The sequence below is a fragment of the Klebsiella sp. JB_Kp031 genome (assembly GCF_040064295.1).
Lineage (GTDB): Bacteria > Pseudomonadota > Gammaproteobacteria > Enterobacterales > Enterobacteriaceae > Klebsiella > Klebsiella quasipneumoniae.
Genome location: NZ_JBEAJW010000004.1, coordinates 1 through 18,691, shown reverse-complemented (window position 1 = coordinate 18,691; position 18,691 = coordinate 1). Strand labels below are relative to the sequence as shown.

Below are 18,691 nucleotides of genomic sequence, written 5' to 3'. Positions count from 1 at the left end.
AGCCTACCTGCGGCTCATATCAAATGAAATTGCATACCATCATCGAGCGGCTATACATTTTTGTATGAATACCTCTATTCCCTGGGAGTGGTACCGAACCTTTCTCGCCGTCCTGCAGGAAGGCTCTTTATCGGGCGCATCGCGCACCCTGAACATCACTCAGCCGACGGCGGGACGTCATATCGCCGGCCTGGAGGCCGCCCTCGGCCAGGCCTTATTTACCCGCTCGCAAACCGGCCTGCTGGCGACCGACGCGGCGCTGGCGCTGCAGGCGCACGCCGAGACAATGGCCAACACCGCCCGGGCGCTGGAACGCACGGCGGCTAACTTTAGTCGCGACAGCACCGATCTGCGTGGCGTGGTGCGGGTGGCCGCCAGCGAGGTGGTCGGCGCCGAGGTGCTGCCGCCGCTGATTGCCCGGCTCAGGCAAGCGTGCCCGAGTATCGTCATCGAACTGATGCTCTCCAATCGGTTTCAGGATCTGCTTCACCGGGAGGCGGATATCGCGGTGCGGATGGTCGCTCCGCAGCAGGAGCAGCTTATCGCGCGGCGTCTCGGCAGGATCGAGCTTGGGCTGCATGCTACCGATGCCTATCTGACCCGCCAGGGTCGGCCCGCTACGCCTGAGGAGCTTGACGGCCACGCGCTGATTGGTTTCGACAGCGCCACGCCCCTCGTTCGCCGGGCTCTTGCGCGCTATCCCCGTTTTCAGCGCGAGGCCTTCGCAATGCGCACCGATAGCGACCTCGCCCAGCTGAACCTGATCCGCGCCGGGGCAGGGATCGGCATCTGCCAGGCGCCCCTCGCCGACGGCATTATTCCCCTGCAGCGAGTGCTGGCGGCAGACTTTTCTCTGTATCTCGATACCTGGCTGGTGATGCATGAGGACCTGCGCCATAGCCCCGCCTGTAAGCGGGTATTTAATTTCCTCGCCGAGGGGTTGCAGACATATATTCGCGGCCCTCTGGCGCGCTGACCCACCCGCCTCGCGGGTAATCCCTTCCCTGCTGAAATAGTCACTCATTGACACTGTAAATACGGCATTGTATAAAACCCCGCCCCAATAATGAGTTTCATTTGCATTCCTCCCATTTGCTGGTCATTTACTCGCCTGTTTACAAGGATAGCGTTTAATGAAGAAGGTCCTCTGCGCGTTAGGCTTGATGTTCACCGCCGTCAGTTCCGGGCTGGCAACAACCTACCCCCTGACGATTGAAAACTGTGGCTATCAGGAGACCTTTACCCGGCCGCCGGAGCGCGTGGTCGCGCTGGGGCAAAATACGGTCGAAATCCTGCTGCTGCTTGGGCTGCAAAAGCAGGTGGTGGCCAGCGCCTTCTGGCCGACTACGGTATTACCGCAGCTGGCTGAGCAAAACGCGAAGATTAAAACCCTGACGGTGGAAATCCCGAGCCTGGAATCCGTGCTGGCGCAAAATCCCGATTTCGTTCCCGCCCAGTTGCCGCTGCTGCTGGGGCCGGAAAGCAAAGTCGCCAGGCGTGAAGATCTTGCCACCGTTGGCGTGAACAGCTACGTGTCGCCGGGGATGTGCGCCACCAAAAAGGCTACCGGCGATATGTACGGCAGCCGGCAGAAGCTGTGGGACATGACCTGGCTGTATCAGGAAATTAGCGATTTCGCCCGCATTTTCAACGTCGAAGATCGTGGCCAGGCGCTGATCGCCGATTTCAAAAAACGTGAAGCCGACCTGCGTCAGGAGTTCGGTAAAAGCAAAAAAGATCTCTCCTTCGTCTTCTGGTTCTCCAGCGCCTCGCCATCGGCCGATGCCTATGTCGGCGGTAAAAACAGCGCCTCCGGCTTTATCGCCAACGTGCTGGGCGGTCATAATGCGATAACCTCCGAGACCGAGTGGCCCACGGTGAGCTGGGAGAGCATCATTGCCGCCAACCCGGATGTGATCGTGGTCTCGAGCCTGGATCGTAACCGCTGGGCGCTGGATAAGGCCGAGGAGAAGATTAAATTCCTCAAAAGCGATCCCGCCGTCAGCCAGCTGGAGGCGGTGAAAAAAGGCCATATCGTGGTGATGGACGGCCAGGCGATGAATCCGACCATCCGCACCCTTTACGGCGCGGAGCAGGTGGGCGAACAGCTGAGAAAAATGGGGCTTAACTGATGAGCGCCGCCGTATTGCAGACGCGCCGCAGCATGCTGCTCACCGGCTGGTGTGTCGTCGCCGTGTGCGTGCTGGCGCTGGTGATTGCGGTGGGCGTCAGCGTCGGCGAACTGCCCATCCCGCTGCAGAACGTCTTTTACGCTATCAGCAATAAAACCGGCTTAACCGCGGTGCCTCTCAATCGTATCTCCGAGAGCGTTATCTGGGATTTCCGCCTCAGCCGCGCGCTGGTCGCCGCCTGCTGCGGCGCCGGCCTCGCTATCTGCGGCGCCGTGCTGCAAAGCCTTCTGAAGAACGCCCTCGCGGAGCCCTACGTCCTCGGCGTCTCCGCCGGGGCCTCCACCGGCGCGGTATCGATTGTGGTGCTGGGCCTTGGCGCCGGGGCGATCTCCCTCTCCGCCGGGGCGTTTGCCGGAGCCTTCGCCGCCTTCGCCTTTGTTGCCTTTCTGACCAACGGCGCGCGCGGCGGCAATGAGCGCACCATCCTGGCGGGCGTCGCCGCCTCGCAATTATTTAACGCCCTCACGGCCTACACCATCAGCACCTCCGCCAGCGCGCAGCAGGCGCGCGATGTGATGTTCTGGCTGCTGGGCAGCTTCAGCGGCGTCCGCTGGCCCGAATTCCAGCTGGTTCTGGTGGTGGTCCTCGTGGGCCTGGCGGTCTGCCTGTGGTATGCCCGGGCGCTGGACGCGTTCACCTTCGGCGACGATGCCGCCGCTTCGCTGGGCATTGCCGTGCCGCGCGTGCGCCTGATCCTCTTCACCACCGCGGCGGTGATCACTGCCACCATCGTCAGCATGGCCGGCTCGATCGGCTTTGTCGGCCTGGTGGTGCCGCACGTGATGCGCTTCTTCTTTGGCCCGCTGCACCGGACGTTGCTGATCGCCAGCGCGCTGGCGGGGGCGATCCTGATGGTGCTGGCGGACATTGCCTCGCGCCTGCTGATTGCCCCGCAGAGTCTGCCGGTCGGAGTGGTGACCGCCCTGGTTGGGGTGCCTTTCTTTGCCGTGATTATCTACCGCTCAAGGAATAAGTGATGAGTATTTGCGCTGAAAATATCACCTGGAAGGCAGGCAAAAAGGTCATCGTCAATAATGTCTCGCTGCGGGTCTCGCGCGGCGAAACGGTGGGTCTGCTGGGCCCCAACGGCTGCGGCAAATCCTCGCTACTGCGGGTTCTGGCGGGCCTGCGCCGCCCGGATGCGGGTCGCGTCACCCTCGACGGCCACGACATCGCCCGGATGGCGAAAAAGCAGCTCGCCCGCCGGGTGGCGTTCGTCGAGCAACACGGCATGACCGAGGCCAATATGCGGGTGCGCGACGTCGTGCGGCTGGGACGTATTCCGCACCACTCGCCGTTCTCCAACTGGAGCGCTCAGGATGACGAGGCGGTCACCGCCGCGCTGCAGCGGGTGGCGATGCTGGAGAAAAGCGACCAGGGGTGGCTGAGCCTCTCCGGCGGCGAGCGGCAGCGGGTGCATATCGCCCGCGCGCTGGCGCAGAACCCGAGTGAGATCCTGCTGGATGAACCTACCAACCATCTGGATATTCACCATCAGATGCAGCTGATGCAGTTGATCAGCGAGCTGCCGGTGACCAGCATTGTGGCCATTCACGATCTTAACCATGCCGCGATGTTCTGCGATTCGCTGATCGTGATGCAGCAGGGGCAGATCCTCGCCAACGGGACGCCGGAGGAGATTTTGTCCGAAGCGCTGCTGTGGGACGTTTTCCGGGTGAAAACCAAAATCGAGATCTCCCCGTACCACGGTAAAAAGCACATTCATTTCATCGTTTAGGTTGGGCGAGTATGCCTCTCTTCCCCCTGCGCCCTGCCGCGACCCTCTGGCCTCCCGTTTTACTGGGAAGCCAGTTCGTTTTTAATATTGGCTTTTATGCGGTCGTCCCTTTCCTTGCCCTCTTCCTGCGCGACGAGATGCTGCTTTCCGGCGGGCTTATCGGCCTGATCCTCGGGCTGCGCACCTTCTCTCAGCAGGGCATGTTTATCATCGGCGGGACGCTGGCCGACCGCTACGGCGCTAAGGCGATCATCCTCGCCGGCTGCGTGGTTCGCGTCGCCGGCTATCTGCTGCTGGCGTGCGGCACAACGCTGGAGCCGATTATCCTCGGCGCCTGCCTGACGGGCGTCGGCGGGGCGCTGTTCTCCCCGTCGATCGAGGCCCTGCTGGCGCGGACCGGTACCCACAGCCAGGCCAACGGAAAACGCAGCCGCGCCGAGTGGTTTGCGCTGTTTGCGGTGTGCGGTGAGCTGGGGGCGGTTATCGGCCCGGTGGCCGGGGGGCTGCTGAGCGGGATCGGCTTTCGGCATATCGCCCTCGCCGGTGCGGGGCTATTTCTTCTGGCGCTGCTGGTGCTCTTTTTCTGTCTGCCCGCCGACGGGCAGCGGACACAAACGCGCAGCCGGGTTCCGTGGTGGACCCCTTTGCGCCAGCCGCGCTTTGTCGCGTTTATTCTCGCCTACAGTTCATGGCTGTTGAGTTACAACCAGCTGTACCTCGCCCTGCCGGTGGAGATCCAACGCGCCGGCGGCCGTGAGCAGGATCTGGCGCCGCTTTTTATGCTGGCCTCGCTGTTGATTATCACCCTGCAGCTCCCTCTCGCCCGCTTCGCCCGACGAATTGGCGCCGTGCGCATCCTGCCGGTGGGCTTTCTGCTACTGTCGGCTTCCTTCGTCAGCGTGGCGTTATTCGCCGCCTCGCCGCCCGCCACCGGCTGGCTGCGATTATTGCCGTCGGCCTGCTTTGTCACGCTGCTCACCCTCGGCCAGATGCTGCTGGTGCCCTCAGCCAAGGATCTCATCCCGCTGTTCGCCGAGGAGTCGACGCTGGGCGCCCACTACGGGGCGCTCGCCACTGCGGGTGGGTGCGCGGTGTTAGCCGGGAATTTGCTGCTCGGCCATTTGCTTGACCAGGCGCTCATTCCCTCGCCGCAGGCGGTCTATCCCTGGCTTCTGCTGGCGCTGTTTCCGTTGTGCAGCGCCGTGGCCCTGCGGGCGATCTGCCGCCCGCTGGCGGCAACCTGACGCTGAGCGGGTAACGGCCCGCTCAGGAGGTTAACCGGGAGAAGCGCACGAAAGCCAGTCCGCCTTATTTTGCCGCCAGCTCGCGGCGAACGATCTCGGCACCGGCGCTTAAGGCGTGCAGTTTGCCGGTCGCGACCTGGCGCGGCAGCGGCGCCATACCGCAGTTGGTGGAGGGGTAGAGCTTGTCGGCATCGACGAACGCCAGCGCCTTGCGCAGGGTAGCAGCCACCTCTTCCGGAGTTTCAATCGCATGGCTGGCGACATCGATCGCCCCGACCATCACCTTTTTACCGCGGATCAACTCCAGCAGATCCATCGGCACCCGCGAGTTGTGGCACTCGAGAGAGATAATATCGAGGGACGATTTCTGCAGCTGCGGGAAGGCCTCCTCATACTGACGCCACTCTGAGCCCAGCGTTTTTTTCCAGTCGGTATTGGCCTTGATGCCGTAGCCGTAGCAGATATGCACTGCCGTCTCGCACTTCAGCCCTTCAGTGGCTCGTTCCAGCGCGGCGATCCCCCAGTCGTTCACCTCATCGAAGAAGACGTTGAAGGCCGGCTCATCGAACTGAATAATATCGACCCCGGCGGCCTCTAACTCTTTCGCTTCCTGATTGAGGATTTTGGCGAACTCCCAGGCCAGCTTTTCCCGGCTTTTATAGTGGTTGTCATACAGTGTGTCGATCATGGTCATTGGGCCCGGCAGCGCCCATTTAATCGGCTGACTGGTGAGCTGACGCAGATAGCGCGCGTCCTCAACGAAGACCGGTTTCTGGCGCTCTACGGCGCCCACCACGGTTGGAACACTGGCCTCATAGCGGTTACGAATTTTCACGATCTCGCGTTTGGCAAAATCAACGCCGCTGAGGTGTTCAATAAAGGTGGTGACAAAGTGCTGCCGCGTTTGCTCGCCGTCGCTGACAATATCGATCCCGGCCCGCAGCTGGTCGTCGAGGGACAAACGCAGGGCGTCGCGCTTGCCGGCCAGTAATTCTTCGCTGGACAGTTTCCAGGGCGACCACAAGGTCTCTGGCTGCGCCAGCCAGGAAGGTTTCGGTAAACTGCCAGCAGTGGAGGTCGGAAGCCATGTTTTCATAATAAGTAGCCTTTTATATTGGTTTAGCAACGCGCGAAGTTAGCAGACCATTGCTCAAGCAACGTCTTGTGCGGGTCGATAAAATGTTGTTGTGTAAATTTACCCTGCTCTATCGCCAACAGGCTGCGCTCTTCCCGGTCATACACAATTTTGGTGACAGAATGATCCAGGTGATTGAGATTGGGCTGATAGTATTGCCCCGCCGCGGAATTCGCGTTGTAAATCTCCGGGCGATATATTTTTTGAAACGTCTCCATCGTGCTGATGGTCGCGATCAGCTCCAGGCTGGTGTAATCGCTGAGCAGATCGCCGGAAAAATAGAAGGCCAACGGCGCGACGCTGTGTTTCGGCATAAAATAGCGCACCTGCAGCCCCATTTTGCTGAAATAGCGCTCGGTCAGCGAGACGCCTTCTTGGGCATATTCAATACCGAGAACCGGATGTTCGTTACCGGTGCGACGATAAACATCTTTGCTGGATACGCTCAGACAAATCACCGGCGCCTTGCTGAAACTGGTCTTATAGGCGCTGGATTGCACGAAATCCTTAAAGATATTGCCGTGCAGCTCGCCAAAGTTTTCGGGCACGCTGAAGCGGCTCTGGTCTTTATTATGCTCCAGCAGCAGCACGCTAAAATCATAATCCCGTACCCAGGAAGAGAAGTTATTGCCGACGATACCGGCATGGCGCTCACCGGTTTTTTTATCGACAATATGCGTTTGCAGGATCTCTATCACCGGAAAACTGGCGGCATCAGCAATATTCATCTCGACAGAAATAATATCCAGTTCCACCGCATAGCGATCGTTGTAGGGATTATCCCAGTGCGCCAGGGTATTAAACCGGTTATTCATCATGATTAACGTATTGCGCAGATTGTCCTGACGGCTCTCCCCTCTCGCCAAATTGGCAAAATTGGTGGTAATACGCGTATTTTCCGCAGGGTTATAATTTTCATCAAACCGGCTGCGCTTAATCGTATAGGTAAATTCGTTGTTCATGGCGATTGTCCATCCTGGTGTCGGGCATAAAGCGGAATAAGCGGAGTACTCTCCACTGGCGACGCAGAGTCAGACCTGGCGCGCTTCAACCGGTAAATGTTGTTGATTCGTTAATGGGTCTATTTTTGCCAGAGTCGGTGATGGAGGGAAAGCGACTTAAATTCATTGCAACATGAGCTATCCTCATGTTGCTCCGCTAAGGGCAAGGTGCGGTTCGCGGTATCATCATGAAGCCATGGTCAGGCGCGGCAGTTCAGGCAACGCCAGGCTAATAATCGTTTGTCCAGGGAATGCATGCAGGGTACAATCTTTAACCACTATAATACGTGCTGTGACCTGGCCGCCGTACCCGTTTGCTGGAGCTTTTGTCGTAAAGAATGATTGTTGATATCAGTATTATGTCGATGTGCATGGCCGTGCTGCTGATTATGAGCGTGCTGCTGAATTAAGAGGCTCCCGAACACAATGACACCCGCTCTCATCTGACCTTCACATTCGCGAGGAATAAAGGAGATTCAGAGGATTCGCGCCGCACGGCATTGTCCCGCCTGCCGCCGCCCTCTACTCTTTATGCACTTGCTTATCGAGGATAACCAGATGAAAAAAGCTCTCTTTGGGCTGTTCGCTATTGCTGCCGTGGCCGCCGCCAGCGCTTTTGCGGCTGATAAAACCGACGCTCCGACGCCCGCTGTCGACAACGGCGGCCGTCCTCCGCTGGAGATGGGTCATGGTCCCCTGCCGCCGTTCCCGCCACCGTTTCCGCCGCGCAAGCCGGTGCTGTTTTCAGCAACGGTCGCGACCGATACGCCGGCGGAAACCATTAACAAACTAACCGCCCTGATCCCGACCGGTCAGGCGAAGCACTACGAAGTTCACGTGGAGGTGGTGCCGGTTGCGGAGGATGCCGACGGGCAGTAGCCCTGGCGTGGGCACGCTGCCTGAGTCCTGCGATAATAAAAAAGCTGCCGCTTATCGCGGCAGCTTTTGTTAACTTGAATAAAACAGAATGCAGAGAATTAGCTGCGCACTTTACGGTAGATAAACAGCACAACCAGCGCACCGATTACCGCCACCACGAAGCTGCCGAAATTAAACCCGTCGACTTTGCCAAAACCAAAGAAGGTACTGATCCAGCCGCCGACCACGGCGCCGATGATCCCCAGAATAATGGTTACAATAAACCCGCCGCCGTCTTTCCCCGGCATAATCCACTTGGCTAAAATACCGGCAATAAGTCCAAAAATGATCCAGGAAAGAATACCCATGGTTAACCGTCCTCTTGTACCTTTATGCATTTCGTATTGAAAAGAGTAGCATATATAACGAGATTGGATCGGTAATAATCTATTTATTAGATAATTTCTTGCCGCTGCGCGGTAGTGTTCTCACGCCATCTCTCGCGCTGCCAGGCCCTTTGCCGCTTATTACCTTGAAAAAAGGGAGGCTATTCGCCTCCCCCTTACGGTTTATATTACCGCGGTGGTTAGCCGCGATGAACAGCACAATCGCGACTGTTCGTCGAAGATTTCAATTTGCCAGACCTGATGGCGAGTCCCGACGTGCAGCGCTTTGCACACGCCCCGCACCCGGCCCCCACGCGCTGAACGGATGTGGTTGGCGTTAACCTCCAGCCCCACCACCTTCTGTTCGCCTTCGCTGCACAGATAACCCGCCACCGACCCCAGCGTCTCCGCCAGCACCACCGACGCCCCGCCGTGCAGCAGACCAAACGGCTGCTGGGTGCGGCCATCCACCGGCATGGTGGCCTCCAGCGTATCGTCGGTAAACGTCTCAAAGCGAATATCCAACAGCCCTACCATGTTTCCCTCACCGAGCCGGTTGAGCTGCTCCAGCGTGGTCTGACGTTTCCAAATCATCCGATTATCTCCAGTAACGCCTGCAGCGGATGGCGAACGCCGCTGCCTTCAATGCGCTTCACCTGGCTGCGGCAGGAGTAGCCCGTCACCAGACAGCGGTTACGCGGCAGCCGCTGCATCGCCTGCTGCCAGGAGAGCGCGTAAATGGCCAGCGAGTTGGCATGGTTTTTCACTTCATGACCATAGGTGCCTGCCATCCCGCAGCACCCAACGCTGACGTTTTCCAGCTTCGCGCCGAAGTGGGCAAAAATCTCTGCCCACTGCTTTGTCGCCGCCGGCAGCGCGGTCACTTCCGTACAATGACCGAACAGGTACCAGGGCTCGCCGCCGAGATCGGGACGGGCGTTGGTCGGCAGGGCCTTCGGCAACCACTCATGCACCAGCATGACCTGGAAATCGCCGCGCTTGTCGCCGAGCGTTTGCTTATATTCATCACGGTAGCAAAGCACCAGCGCCGGATCGACGCCGACCAGCGGCATCCCCAGCTGCGCCACGCGGTTAAGGAAGTCTGCCGTTTTCTGCGCGGTGCGCGCGAAGCGGGTCAGGAATCCTTTAATATGCTGCGCCTTGCCGTTCGGCGAGAACGGCAGGAGCACCGGCTGATAGCCTAAGGCCTCGACCAGACGGATAAAGTCAGCCACCACCTGAGCGTCGTAATAGCTGGTGAAGGGATCCTGCACCACCAGCACCATCTTCGCCTTCTGCTCGTCGCTCAGCGCTTCGAGCTGCTCAAGGGTCATATTGGCGGAGCGGTGGCCGGCCATCTGCTGCTTCAGCGACGGCGCCGAGAGCAGCGGCAGATCGACCATCCCGATATGCTTCTCCGACAGCTTTTTCAGCCACGGCTGGTTAATGAAGAAGTTAAAGGTCTTCGGCGCCTGGGCCATCAGCGGCGCATAGGACTCCACCGACGCCACCAGATGATCCCGCACCGGACGCAGATAGCGGCTGTGATACAGCTGCAGGAAGCGCGAGCGGAACTCCGGGACATCGATTTTGATCGGGCACTGGGTCGAACAGGCTTTGCAGGCCAGACAGCCGGACATCGCCTCTTTGACCTCGTGCGAGAAGTCATATTCCCCTTTGCGCGCATGCCAGCTGTTACGGGTGCGCGCCACCAGCGAGCGCAGGCTAACGCCCTGCTCCGGCAGCGCCTTCTCCAGCTGATTGGGATCGACGCCGCGATCCGCCAGCAGACGCAGCCATTCGCGGACCAGCGTCGCCCGCCCTTTCGGCGAGTGGATGCGCTGGTTGCTGACTTTCATCGACGGACACATCGGACTTTTTACGTCAAAGTTGAAGCACAACCCGTTGCCATTACACTCCATCGCCCCGCGCCAGCTGCTGCGCACCGCGATGGGGATCTGCCGATCCCAGGTGCCACGCTTCACCGCGTCGACTTTCATCATCGGCGCGTCGACCCCTTCCGGAGGACAGATTTTCCCTGGGTTCAGGCGGTTATCGGGATCGAAGACCGCTTTGATCTTCCTAAGTTCGCCGTACAGCGCCTCGCCAAAGAAGGCCGGGCTGTACTCCGCGCGAAAGCCTTTGCCATGTTCCCCCCACAGCAGGCCGCCATACTTCGCCGTCAGCGCCACCACATCGTCGGAGATCTGCTTCATCAGCACCTCCTGCTGCGGATCGCACATGTCCAGCGCCGGGCGCACATGCAGCACCCCGGCGTCGACGTGGCCAAACATGCCGTAGCTCAGGCCGTGGCTGTCGAGCAGCGCGCGGAACTCGACGATATAATCCGCCAGGTGTTCGGGCGGGACGCAGGTATCCTCGGCAAAGGGGATCGGCTTGGCGGCACCTTTGGCATTACCCAACAGGCCTACCGCCTTCTTGCGCATGGCATAGATGCGCTCCACGCCATCAAGATCGTGACAAACCTGCCAGCCGATGACTCCCGCCTCGCTGCGGGCCATCAGCTCGTCCAGCCGCTGGCACAGGGTGGTGACCTGCTGGTCAATCTGCGCCGCGTCATCCCCGGCGAATTCGACGATATTCAGCCCGAGCATCTCTTTATCCGGTACGTCGGTGATCAGTTCGTTCACCGAGTGCCAGACGATATCCTCGCGCGCCAGATTGAGGACCTTAGAGTCGACGGTCTCCACCGACAGGGCCTTGGCTTCCACCATAAAGGGTGCATTACGCAGCGCAGAGTCAAAGGAGTCATATTTGACGTTGACCAGCCGGCGCACCTTCGGCAGGCGGGTAATATCCAGCCGCGCTTCGGTGATAAACGCCAGCGTCCCTTCCGAACCGGTTAAAATTCGGGTCAGGTCGAACTCGCTCATCTCATCGTTAAAGACGTGGCGCAGATCGTATCCGGTGAGGAAGCGGTTGAGTTTGGGAAACTTATCCATGATCAGCTCGCGCTGCGCCTTGCAGCGCTGGTAGACCGTGTTGTAGATCCGGCCGATCGTCGAGGGCGTATTGCCCAGCGTCTCCGCCAGCGCCACCGGCACCGCCTGGGTATCGAGGATATCACCGCCCATCAGCACCGCCCGCAGGCCAAGCACGTGATCCGACGTCTTACCGTACACCAGCGATCCCTGTCCGGACGCGTCGGTGTTAATCATCCCGCCCAGGGTAGCGCGGTTGCTGGTGGAGAGCTCCGGGGAAAAGAAATAGCCATAGGGCTTGAGAAACTGATTCAGCTGATCTTTGATGACTCCGGCTTCAACGCGCACCCAACCCTCTTCGGGGTTGATTTCGATAATGCGGTTCATATAGCGGGACATATCGACGATAATTCCGCCGTTCAGCGCCTGGCCGTTAGTGCCGGTGCCGCCGCCGCGCGGGGTGAAGATCAGCGATTTAAAGCGTGGTTCGGCGGCGACGCGCGCCAGTAGCGCGACGTCTGCCGTGGAACGTGGAAAAAGGACCGCATCCGGCAGCAGCTGATAGACGCTGTTGTCGGTGGCCATCGTCAGCCTGTCGGCATAGCTGGTGGCGGTATCGCCGGTAAAACCCTGTTGCTCCAGTACCTGCAAAAAATTCAGCACCAGCTGAACTACCCCTGGCGCCTGAGAAATTTGTGGGATCATCACACTTGACCCTGCCTGACTATGTTGTGTTTGAAAATATTGTGTTGGTGCTAACTAAACGTTTGCGTAGCGCATTCAACTTTTTATCACATTTTTTTCATATGCGCCCACGTGTTTTCTGTGCAAAATCAGCCCGGCAAAATTATTGATATTATTATCAGTACATGGATTTACGCGGCGCCAGCTTTTTGGCGCGACTGGAAAGGTAAAATTTATCTATGATTAACCCCCATCAGCCTCGGGACATACCGCAAATACTGCTGTCGGTGCTGTTCCTGGCCCTGATTATCATATCCTGCCTGTGGGTTGTGCAGCCGTTTATTCTGTCCTTCGCCTGGGCCGGCACCGTGGTGATCGCCACCTGGCCGGTGCTGCTGCGTCTGCAGCGTGTGCTGTTCGGCAAACGGATGCTGGCGGTGCTGGCGATGACCCTGCTGCTGTTTTTGCTATTCGTTATTCCTATCGCTCTGCTGGTCAACAGCCTGGTGGATAACAGCGTTCCGCTGATCAAACTCATCAGCAGCGGAAATGTGACGCTGCCGGATTTCGCCTGGCTCAACAGCGTGCCGCTGGTGGGCGATAAGCTCTACTCCGCCTGGCATGGCCTGCTGGATATGGGCGGCTCGGCGATTATGGCCAAGGTTCGCCCCTATATTGGCACCACTACCAGCTGGTTTGTCGGTCAGGCGGCGCACATCGGCAAGCTTCTGGTCTACTGCGGTTTGATGCTGCTGTTCAGCGCGTTGCTCTACTGGCGCGGTGAGCAGGTGGCCTACGGTTTCCGCTATTTCGCCACGCGCCTGGCGGCTAAACGCGGTGACGCCGCCGTGCTGCTGGCCGGCCAGGCCGTGCGCGCCGTGGCGCTGGGCGTGGTGGTGACAGCCCTCACCCAGGCGGTGCTGGGCGGTATCGGCCTTGCCATCTCCGGCGTGCCTTACGCCGCTCTGCTGACCGTGGTGATGATCTTTACCTGTCTGGTCCAGCTCGGGCCTTTGCTGGTTCTGGTGCCGTCGATTATCTGGCTTTACTGGAGCGGGGACACCACCTGGGGCACCGTGCTGCTGGTGTGGAGCTGCGTGGTCGGCACCATGGACAACGTTATACGCCCGGTGCTTATCCGCATGGGCGCCGACCTGCCGATGATCCTCATTCTTACCGGCGTCATTGGCGGCCTGATCGCCTTCGGCATGATCGGTCTGTTTATCGGTCCGGTGCTGCTGGCCGTCTCCTGGCGCCTGTATGACGCCTGGGTGCACGAAGTGCCGCCGCCGCCGAAAGACCCCGACGTCGTGCTCGAAGAGCTCAGCGAGCTGGAGGCCGGGCGCAAGTAATGCATTGTCAGGCGGGGAGACCCGCCTGTTTCCCCGCCAGCACAATTGTTAAGCAAAATTTATTGATCGCCGGCTCAACGCCAGACTTGTAGGCCCCTCACCCGCGTTTCACCTTCCGGACCTTCACAACAATTTAACTATTGAGAGGAATCTGATCGACGGCAAAGGCCCCGCTGCCTACTATTAGCTCACGGTTATAAATCAACACCTTGATTTATAAGCATGGAAATCCCCTGAGTGAAACAACGAATTGCTGTGTGTAGTCTTTGCCCATCTCCCACGATGGGCTTTTTTTTGTCCTGCGCTCACGTTGCCTGGCGCTCTGACACAGGCAAAAAAATCCCCGGCATCGCTGCCGGGGATCGGTGTTGTCAGGGCGAACTTATTTATTCAGTTCCGCCAGACCTAACCAGGTTTGCACCACGGTGTCCGGGTTGAGGGACAGGCTATCGATCCCCTCCTCCATCAGCCAGGCGGCAAAATCTTCATGGTCAGACGGCCCCTGGCCGCAGATGCCGACGTATTTACCCTGCTGCTTCGCGGCGCGGATCGCCATCGACAGCAGGGCTTTCACCGCGTCGTTGCGTTCATCAAACAGCTCAGAGACCACGCCGGAGTCGCGGTCCAGACCGAGCGCCAGCTGGGTCATGTCGTTCGAACCGATGGAGAAGCCGTCGAAGTATTCGAGGAACTGCTCCGCCAGCAATGCGTTCGACGGGATCTCGCACATCATAATGATCTTCAGCCCGTTCTCGCCGCGCTTCAGCCCCTGACGCTCCAGCTCTTCGACCACCGCTTTCGCCTGGGCAACGGTACGGACGAACGGCACCATCACTTCAACGTTGGTCAGCCCCATGTCGTTACGCACGCGCTTCATGGCTTCACATTCCAGCGCGAAGCAGTCGCGGAAGCTTTCGGAAACGTAGCGTCCGGCACCGCGGAAGCCGAGCATCGGGTTCTCTTCTTCCGGCTCATAGCGCTCGCCGCCTACCAGGTTGGCGTATTCGTTCGACTTGAAGTCCGACAGACGCACGATCACCCGTTTCGGATAGAAAGCGGCACCAAGGGTGGCGATCCCTTCGGTCAGGCGGCCAACGTAGAACTCTCTCGGCGAATCGTAGCCTTTCATCAGCTCGCGGATTTCGTTCTGCAGGCCCGGCTCCTGGTCGTCAAACTCCAGCAGCGCGCGCGGGTGCACGCCAATCATGCGGTTGATGATAAACTCCAGCCGCGCCAGACCCACGCCTTCGTTCGGCAGGCAGGCGAAGTCGAAGGCGCGATCCGGGTTGCCGACGTTCATCATCACCTTCAGCGGCAGATCCGGCATGTCGCCGACGCTGGAACTCTTGACGCTGAAGTCGAGCAGCTCGGCGTAGACATAGCCGGTATCGCCTTCGGCGCAGGAGACGGTCACGTTCTGGTTTTCCTGAATGCGATCGGTGGCATCGCCGCAGCCGACCACCGCCGGAATACCCAGCTCACGGGCGATGATCGCCGCGTGGCAGGTACGGCCGCCGCGGTTGGTGACGATCGCCGAGGCTTTCTTCATGATCGGTTCCCAGTCCGGGTCGGTCATATCGGTAACCAGCACGTCGCCCGGCTCAATGCGGTTCATCTCGCTGATATCGTGGATCACCTTCACCGGACCGGCGCCAATGCGATGGCCGATGGCGCGCCCTTCGGCGATGATCTGCCCCTGAGCGTGGAGGGTATAACGCTCCATCACCTGGCCGCGGGAACGCACGGTTTCCGGACGCGCCTGGACGATAAACAGCTTACCGGTGTGGCCATCTTTCGCCCACTCGATATCCATCGGACGGCCGTAGTGCTTCTCGATCTGCACCGCCTGCTTCGCCAGCTCCTGCACCTCCTCGTTGGTTAACGAGAAGATATCGCGCTGCGCCTGCGGCACATCTTCGATACGCACCTGCTTGCCGTGCTCCTGGGTCGGCGCGTAAACCATGCGGATCTTTTTCGAGCCCATGGTGCGGCGCACGATCGCCGGGCGGCCAGCGGCCAGCGTCGGTTTGTGGACGTAGAATTCGTCCGGGTTCACCGCGCCCTGCACCACCATCTCGCCCAGACCCCACGCCGAGGTGATAAACACCACCTGGTCAAAGCCGGATTCGGTATCGATGGAGAACATGACGCCGGAGGAGGCCAGATCGGAGCGGACCATCCTCTGCACCCCGGCGGAGAGCGCCACGCCGCGATGATCGTAACCCTGATGCACGCGATAGGAGATCGCGCGATCGTTAAACAGTGAAGCAAATACGTGCTTCACGGCAACGAGCACGGCGTCAAAGCCCTGCACGTTGAGGAATGTCTCTTGCTGCCCGGCGAAGGAGGCGTCCGGCATATCTTCCGCAGTGGCGGAAGAGCGCACGGCGAATGAGGCCTCGGCGTCATCGGCGGACAGCAGGTCATAAGCATCGCGAATCGCGTTTTCCAGTTCGCTCTGGAAGGGGGTATCGATGATCCACTGTCGGATCTGCGCGCCCGCTTTCGCTAATGCGGAAACGTCGTCAATGTCGGTTTCATCCAGCAGCGCATAGATGCGCTGGTTAACACCGCTTTGGTCCAGGAACTGATTGAAAGCATCAGCGGTGGTGGCAAACCCGTTAGGTACGGAAACACCCATACCGGACAGATTCGTAATCATTTCACCAAGGGAGGCATTTTTGCCCCCAACTCTGTCTACATCATTCATGCCGAGTTGGTTATACCAAAGCACCAGCGGTGACGAGCCATTGTTGGACATCGAGACAATCCTTTTGTGATTTAATACCAGTGAAAAAAATTTCACGATCGACTGCAAGATTATCCTGACATATTTATGGTGCTGAAAAAAACGGTGAATCGTTCAAGCAAATTATTTTTTCTTTTTTCGGACTGTTCCTCTGATATAGATAACTTGATGATTTTTAGGAATTATGACGAGAAACGCTGGAAATAACGGCAAAAAAAAGAAAATGAACCACCCTTTTCATAAAAAACAAAAATAGCGTTTCAATTTTAACAAGAGACAAATCAAACAGGGATATGCTTAAATTTAATATCCGCTTTCAGGCAATTAAACTCATTATACCGGATGGTCAAAATGGAAAGTGCTGTAGATCGCCACGTATTTTATATTTCTGACGGTACCGCCATTACGGCGGAGGTGCTGGGACATGCCGTCATGTCGCAATTCCCGGTCGCCATCAGCAGCGTGACCCTGCCGTTTGTGGAAAATATCAGCCGCGCGCGGGCGGTGAAAGAGCAGATCGACGCCATTTATCAGCAAACGGGCATCCGCCCGCTGGTGTTCTATTCCATCGTCATTCCGGAGATCCGCGATATCATTCTGCAAAGCGAGGGCTTTTGTCAGGATATCGTTCAGGCGCTGGTGGCCCCGCTGCAGCAGGAGCTCAACCTCGACCCGACCCCGGTGGCGCACCGCACCCACGGCCTGAACCCCGGGAACCTGATCAAATACGATGCGCGTATCGCCGCCATCGATTACACCCTCGCCCATGACGATGGCATCTCGCTGCGCAACCTTGACCAGGCGCAGGTGATCCTCCTCGGCGTGTCGCGCTGCGGCAAGACGCCCACCAGTCTGTACCTCGCCATGCAGTACGGCATTCGCGCCGCCAACTATCCGTTTATCGCCGACGATATGGACAATCTGGTTCTGCCGGCCTCGCTGAAACCCCTGCAGCATAAGATGTTCGGCCTGACCATCAATCCGGAACGTCTGGCGGCGATCCGCGAGGAGCGCCGGGAGAACAGCCGCTACGCCTCGCTGCGCCAGTGTCGGATGGAAGTGACCGAAGTGGAGGCGCTGTATCGCAAGAATAAAATCCCCTGCCTGAACAGCACCAACTATTCCGTTGAGGAAATAGCGACAAAAATCATGGACATCATGGGGCTGAATCGCAGGATGTACTAATACACTAGTACATTATTAAAAATTTGTTTATGCTATCACCCGTGGCCTATACAGGATCATGCCCTGCTCTTGCAATAAGCAGGGATTGGTTTATCGTGATGCGCATCACTTCCCGGCATTTTCGCTGGCGAAGAAACAGATTTTTGAGACCCCAATGAATAAAACAGACGAATTGCGTACCGCGCGCATTGAAAGCCTGGTAACGCCCGCGGAGCTGGCCCAGCGCCATCCCGTTACGGCCGACGTGGCCGCCCACGTCTCGGCCTCCCGTCGCCGAATTGAAAAAATCCTCAACGGCGAAGACCGCCGCCTGCTGGTGATTATCGGCCCCTGCTCCATTCACGACACCGACGCGGCGATGGAGTATGCCCGCCGCCTGCAGACCATGCGCGAGCGCTACCAGCCGCAGCTGGAGATCGTGATGCGCACCTACTTTGAAAAACCCCGTACTGTTGTGGGCTGGAAAGGCTTAATCTCCGATCCGGACCTCAACGGCAGCTACCGGGTCAACCACGGGATTGAGCTGGCACGGCGCCTGCTGCTGCAGGTCAATGAGCTGGGGGTGCCGACGGCCACCGAGTTTCTCGATATGGTGACCGGTCAGTTTATCGCCGATCTCATCAGCTGGGGAGCCATCGGGGCGCGCACCACTGAAAGTCAGATCCACCGTGAAATGGCTTCGGCGCTCTCCTGCCCGGTCGGGTTTAAAAACGGCACCGACGGCAATACGCGCATCGCCGTGGACGCCATCCGCGCCTCCCGCGCCAGCCATATGTTCCTCTCCCCGGACAAGCAGGGGCAGATGACGATTTACCAGACCAGCGGCAACCCGTTCGGGCATATCATTATGCGCGGCGGCAAACGGCCGAACTATCACGCCGAGGACATCGCCGCCGCCGGCGAGGCGCTGCGGGAATTCGATCTGCCGGAGCAGCTGGTGGTCGACTTCAGCCATGGCAACTGCCAGAAGCAGCATCGCCGTCAGCTGGAGGTGTGCGCCGATATCTGTCAGCAAATTCGCGCGGGCTCTACCGCCATCGCCGGCATTATGGCGGAGAGCTTCCTGCAGGAAGGGACCCAGAAAGTGGTTCCCGGCCAGCCGCTGGCCTGGGGCCAGTCGATCACCGATCCCTGCCTGAGCTGGGAAGACAGCGAACGTTTATTGATTGAGCTGGCGGCCGCCACGGCCACCCGTCTGTGACCGCTCCGCCCGCCGCGCATGCGG

Annotated in this window: 16 protein-coding genes and 1 other RNA gene; 11 read left to right on the top strand and 6 right to left on the bottom strand. The window is 58.9% G+C overall.

All coding sequences use genetic code 11. The annotated features are described in order from the left end of the window. Positions 1 to 64 precede the first annotated feature (64 nt). From ABLV64_RS04540 to ABLV64_RS04520, 5 genes are all read left to right on the top strand, one after another. Complete coding sequence (locus ABLV64_RS04540) at positions 65 to 976, top strand: LysR family transcriptional regulator (RefSeq protein WP_032456255.1); 912 nt, start codon at positions 65 to 67, stop codon at positions 974 to 976. A 157-nt stretch (positions 977 to 1,133) separates the two neighbouring features. Next, positions 1,134 to 2,132 (top strand): ABC transporter substrate-binding protein, encoded by a 999-nt coding sequence (locus tag ABLV64_RS04535; RefSeq protein WP_004203100.1) that lies wholly within the window; start codon positions 1,134 to 1,136, stop codon positions 2,130 to 2,132. Further along, positions 2,132 to 3,169, top strand: coding sequence for an iron chelate uptake ABC transporter family permease subunit (locus ABLV64_RS04530; RefSeq protein WP_064189426.1), 1,038 nt, complete (start codon positions 2,132 to 2,134; stop codon positions 3,167 to 3,169). The genes ABLV64_RS04535 and ABLV64_RS04530 overlap by 1 nt, the downstream gene beginning before the upstream one ends. Further along, positions 3,169 to 3,930 (top strand): ABC transporter ATP-binding protein, encoded by a 762-nt coding sequence (locus tag ABLV64_RS04525; RefSeq protein WP_004203103.1) that lies wholly within the window; start codon positions 3,169 to 3,171, stop codon positions 3,928 to 3,930. The genes ABLV64_RS04530 and ABLV64_RS04525 overlap by 1 nt, the downstream gene beginning before the upstream one ends. 11 nt (positions 3,931 to 3,941) lie before the next feature. Further along, positions 3,942 to 5,174 (top strand): MFS transporter, encoded by a 1,233-nt coding sequence (locus ABLV64_RS04520; protein WP_100050906.1) that lies wholly within the window; start codon positions 3,942 to 3,944, stop codon positions 5,172 to 5,174. Positions 5,175 to 5,238: 64 nt separating this feature from the next. On the opposite strand, the gene ABLV64_RS04515 is transcribed toward ABLV64_RS04520, so the two are convergent. Both ABLV64_RS04515 and ABLV64_RS04510 read right to left on the bottom strand, forming a co-directional pair. Continuing rightward, positions 5,239 to 6,270, bottom strand: coding sequence for a methionine synthase (locus ABLV64_RS04515; RefSeq protein WP_023318542.1), 1,032 nt, complete (start codon positions 6,268 to 6,270; stop codon positions 5,239 to 5,241). Between the two features lie 23 nt (positions 6,271 to 6,293). Continuing rightward, a complete protein-coding gene (locus tag ABLV64_RS04510; RefSeq protein WP_004203107.1) occupies positions 6,294 to 7,271 on the bottom strand; it encodes a DUF1852 domain-containing protein in 978 nt (325 codons plus the stop codon). 597 nt (positions 7,272 to 7,868) lie between these two features. Here ABLV64_RS04510 and ABLV64_RS04505 point away from each other — a divergent pair. Continuing rightward, entirely contained in the window at positions 7,869 to 8,189 is a 321-nt protein-coding gene (locus ABLV64_RS04505) for a hypothetical protein (RefSeq protein ID WP_049116526.1), read from the top strand. Positions 8,190 to 8,287: 98 nt separating this feature from the next. Here ABLV64_RS04505 and ABLV64_RS04500 read toward each other — a convergent pair whose 3' ends face one another. From ABLV64_RS04500 to ABLV64_RS04490, 3 genes are all read right to left on the bottom strand, one after another. Beyond that, positions 8,288 to 8,536: a GlsB/YeaQ/YmgE family stress response membrane protein gene (locus ABLV64_RS04500; RefSeq protein WP_004203110.1), complete on the bottom strand. Its 249-nt coding sequence runs from the start codon at positions 8,534 to 8,536 to the stop codon at positions 8,288 to 8,290. A gap of 201 nt (positions 8,537 to 8,737) precedes the next feature. Further along, positions 8,738 to 9,148, bottom strand: coding sequence for a 1,4-dihydroxy-2-naphthoyl-CoA hydrolase (menI, locus tag ABLV64_RS04495; protein WP_004203111.1), 411 nt, complete (start codon positions 9,146 to 9,148; stop codon positions 8,738 to 8,740). Then, a complete protein-coding gene (locus ABLV64_RS04490) occupies positions 9,145 to 12,201 on the bottom strand; it encodes an FAD-binding and (Fe-S)-binding domain-containing protein (RefSeq protein ID WP_348843293.1) in 3,057 nt (1,018 codons plus the stop codon). The genes menI and ABLV64_RS04490 overlap by 4 nt, the downstream gene beginning before the upstream one ends. Positions 12,202 to 12,419: 218 nt before the next feature. On the opposite strand from ABLV64_RS04490, the gene ydiK reads away from it, so the two are divergent. Together ydiK and rprA are read left to right on the top strand one after the other, a co-directional pair. Beyond that, the gene (ydiK, locus tag ABLV64_RS04485) at positions 12,420 to 13,532 is read left to right on the top strand and encodes an AI-2E family transporter YdiK (protein ID WP_004203114.1); all 1,113 of its coding nucleotides are present in this window, start codon (positions 12,420 to 12,422) and stop codon (positions 13,530 to 13,532) included. A 190-nt stretch (positions 13,533 to 13,722) separates the two neighbouring features. After that, positions 13,723 to 13,830, top strand: an RNA gene (gene rprA, locus ABLV64_RS04480) — antisense sRNA RprA. An 84-nt stretch (positions 13,831 to 13,914) separates the two neighbouring features. Here the strand turns inward: rprA and ppsA are convergent. After that, on the bottom strand, positions 13,915 to 16,293 hold the full coding sequence (ppsA, locus tag ABLV64_RS04475) for a phosphoenolpyruvate synthase (protein ID WP_004203115.1): 2,379 nt from the start codon (positions 16,291 to 16,293) through the stop codon (positions 13,915 to 13,917). A 75-nt stretch (positions 16,294 to 16,368) separates the two neighbouring features. Here ppsA and ABLV64_RS04470 point away from each other — a divergent pair, with 75 nt between their 5' ends. From ABLV64_RS04470 to aroH, 3 genes are all read left to right on the top strand, one after another. Continuing rightward, positions 16,369 to 16,488, top strand: coding sequence for a hypothetical protein (locus ABLV64_RS04470; RefSeq protein ID WP_004203117.1), 120 nt, complete (start codon positions 16,369 to 16,371; stop codon positions 16,486 to 16,488). 144 nt (positions 16,489 to 16,632) lie between these two features. After that, positions 16,633 to 17,466 (top strand): pyruvate, water dikinase regulatory protein, encoded by an 834-nt coding sequence (locus ABLV64_RS04465; RefSeq protein ID WP_002909061.1) that lies wholly within the window; start codon positions 16,633 to 16,635, stop codon positions 17,464 to 17,466. A 154-nt stretch (positions 17,467 to 17,620) separates the two neighbouring features. After that, complete coding sequence (gene aroH / locus ABLV64_RS04460) at positions 17,621 to 18,667, top strand: 3-deoxy-7-phosphoheptulonate synthase AroH (protein ID WP_049116556.1); 1,047 nt, start codon at positions 17,621 to 17,623, stop codon at positions 18,665 to 18,667. Positions 18,668 to 18,691 lie beyond the last annotated feature (24 nt).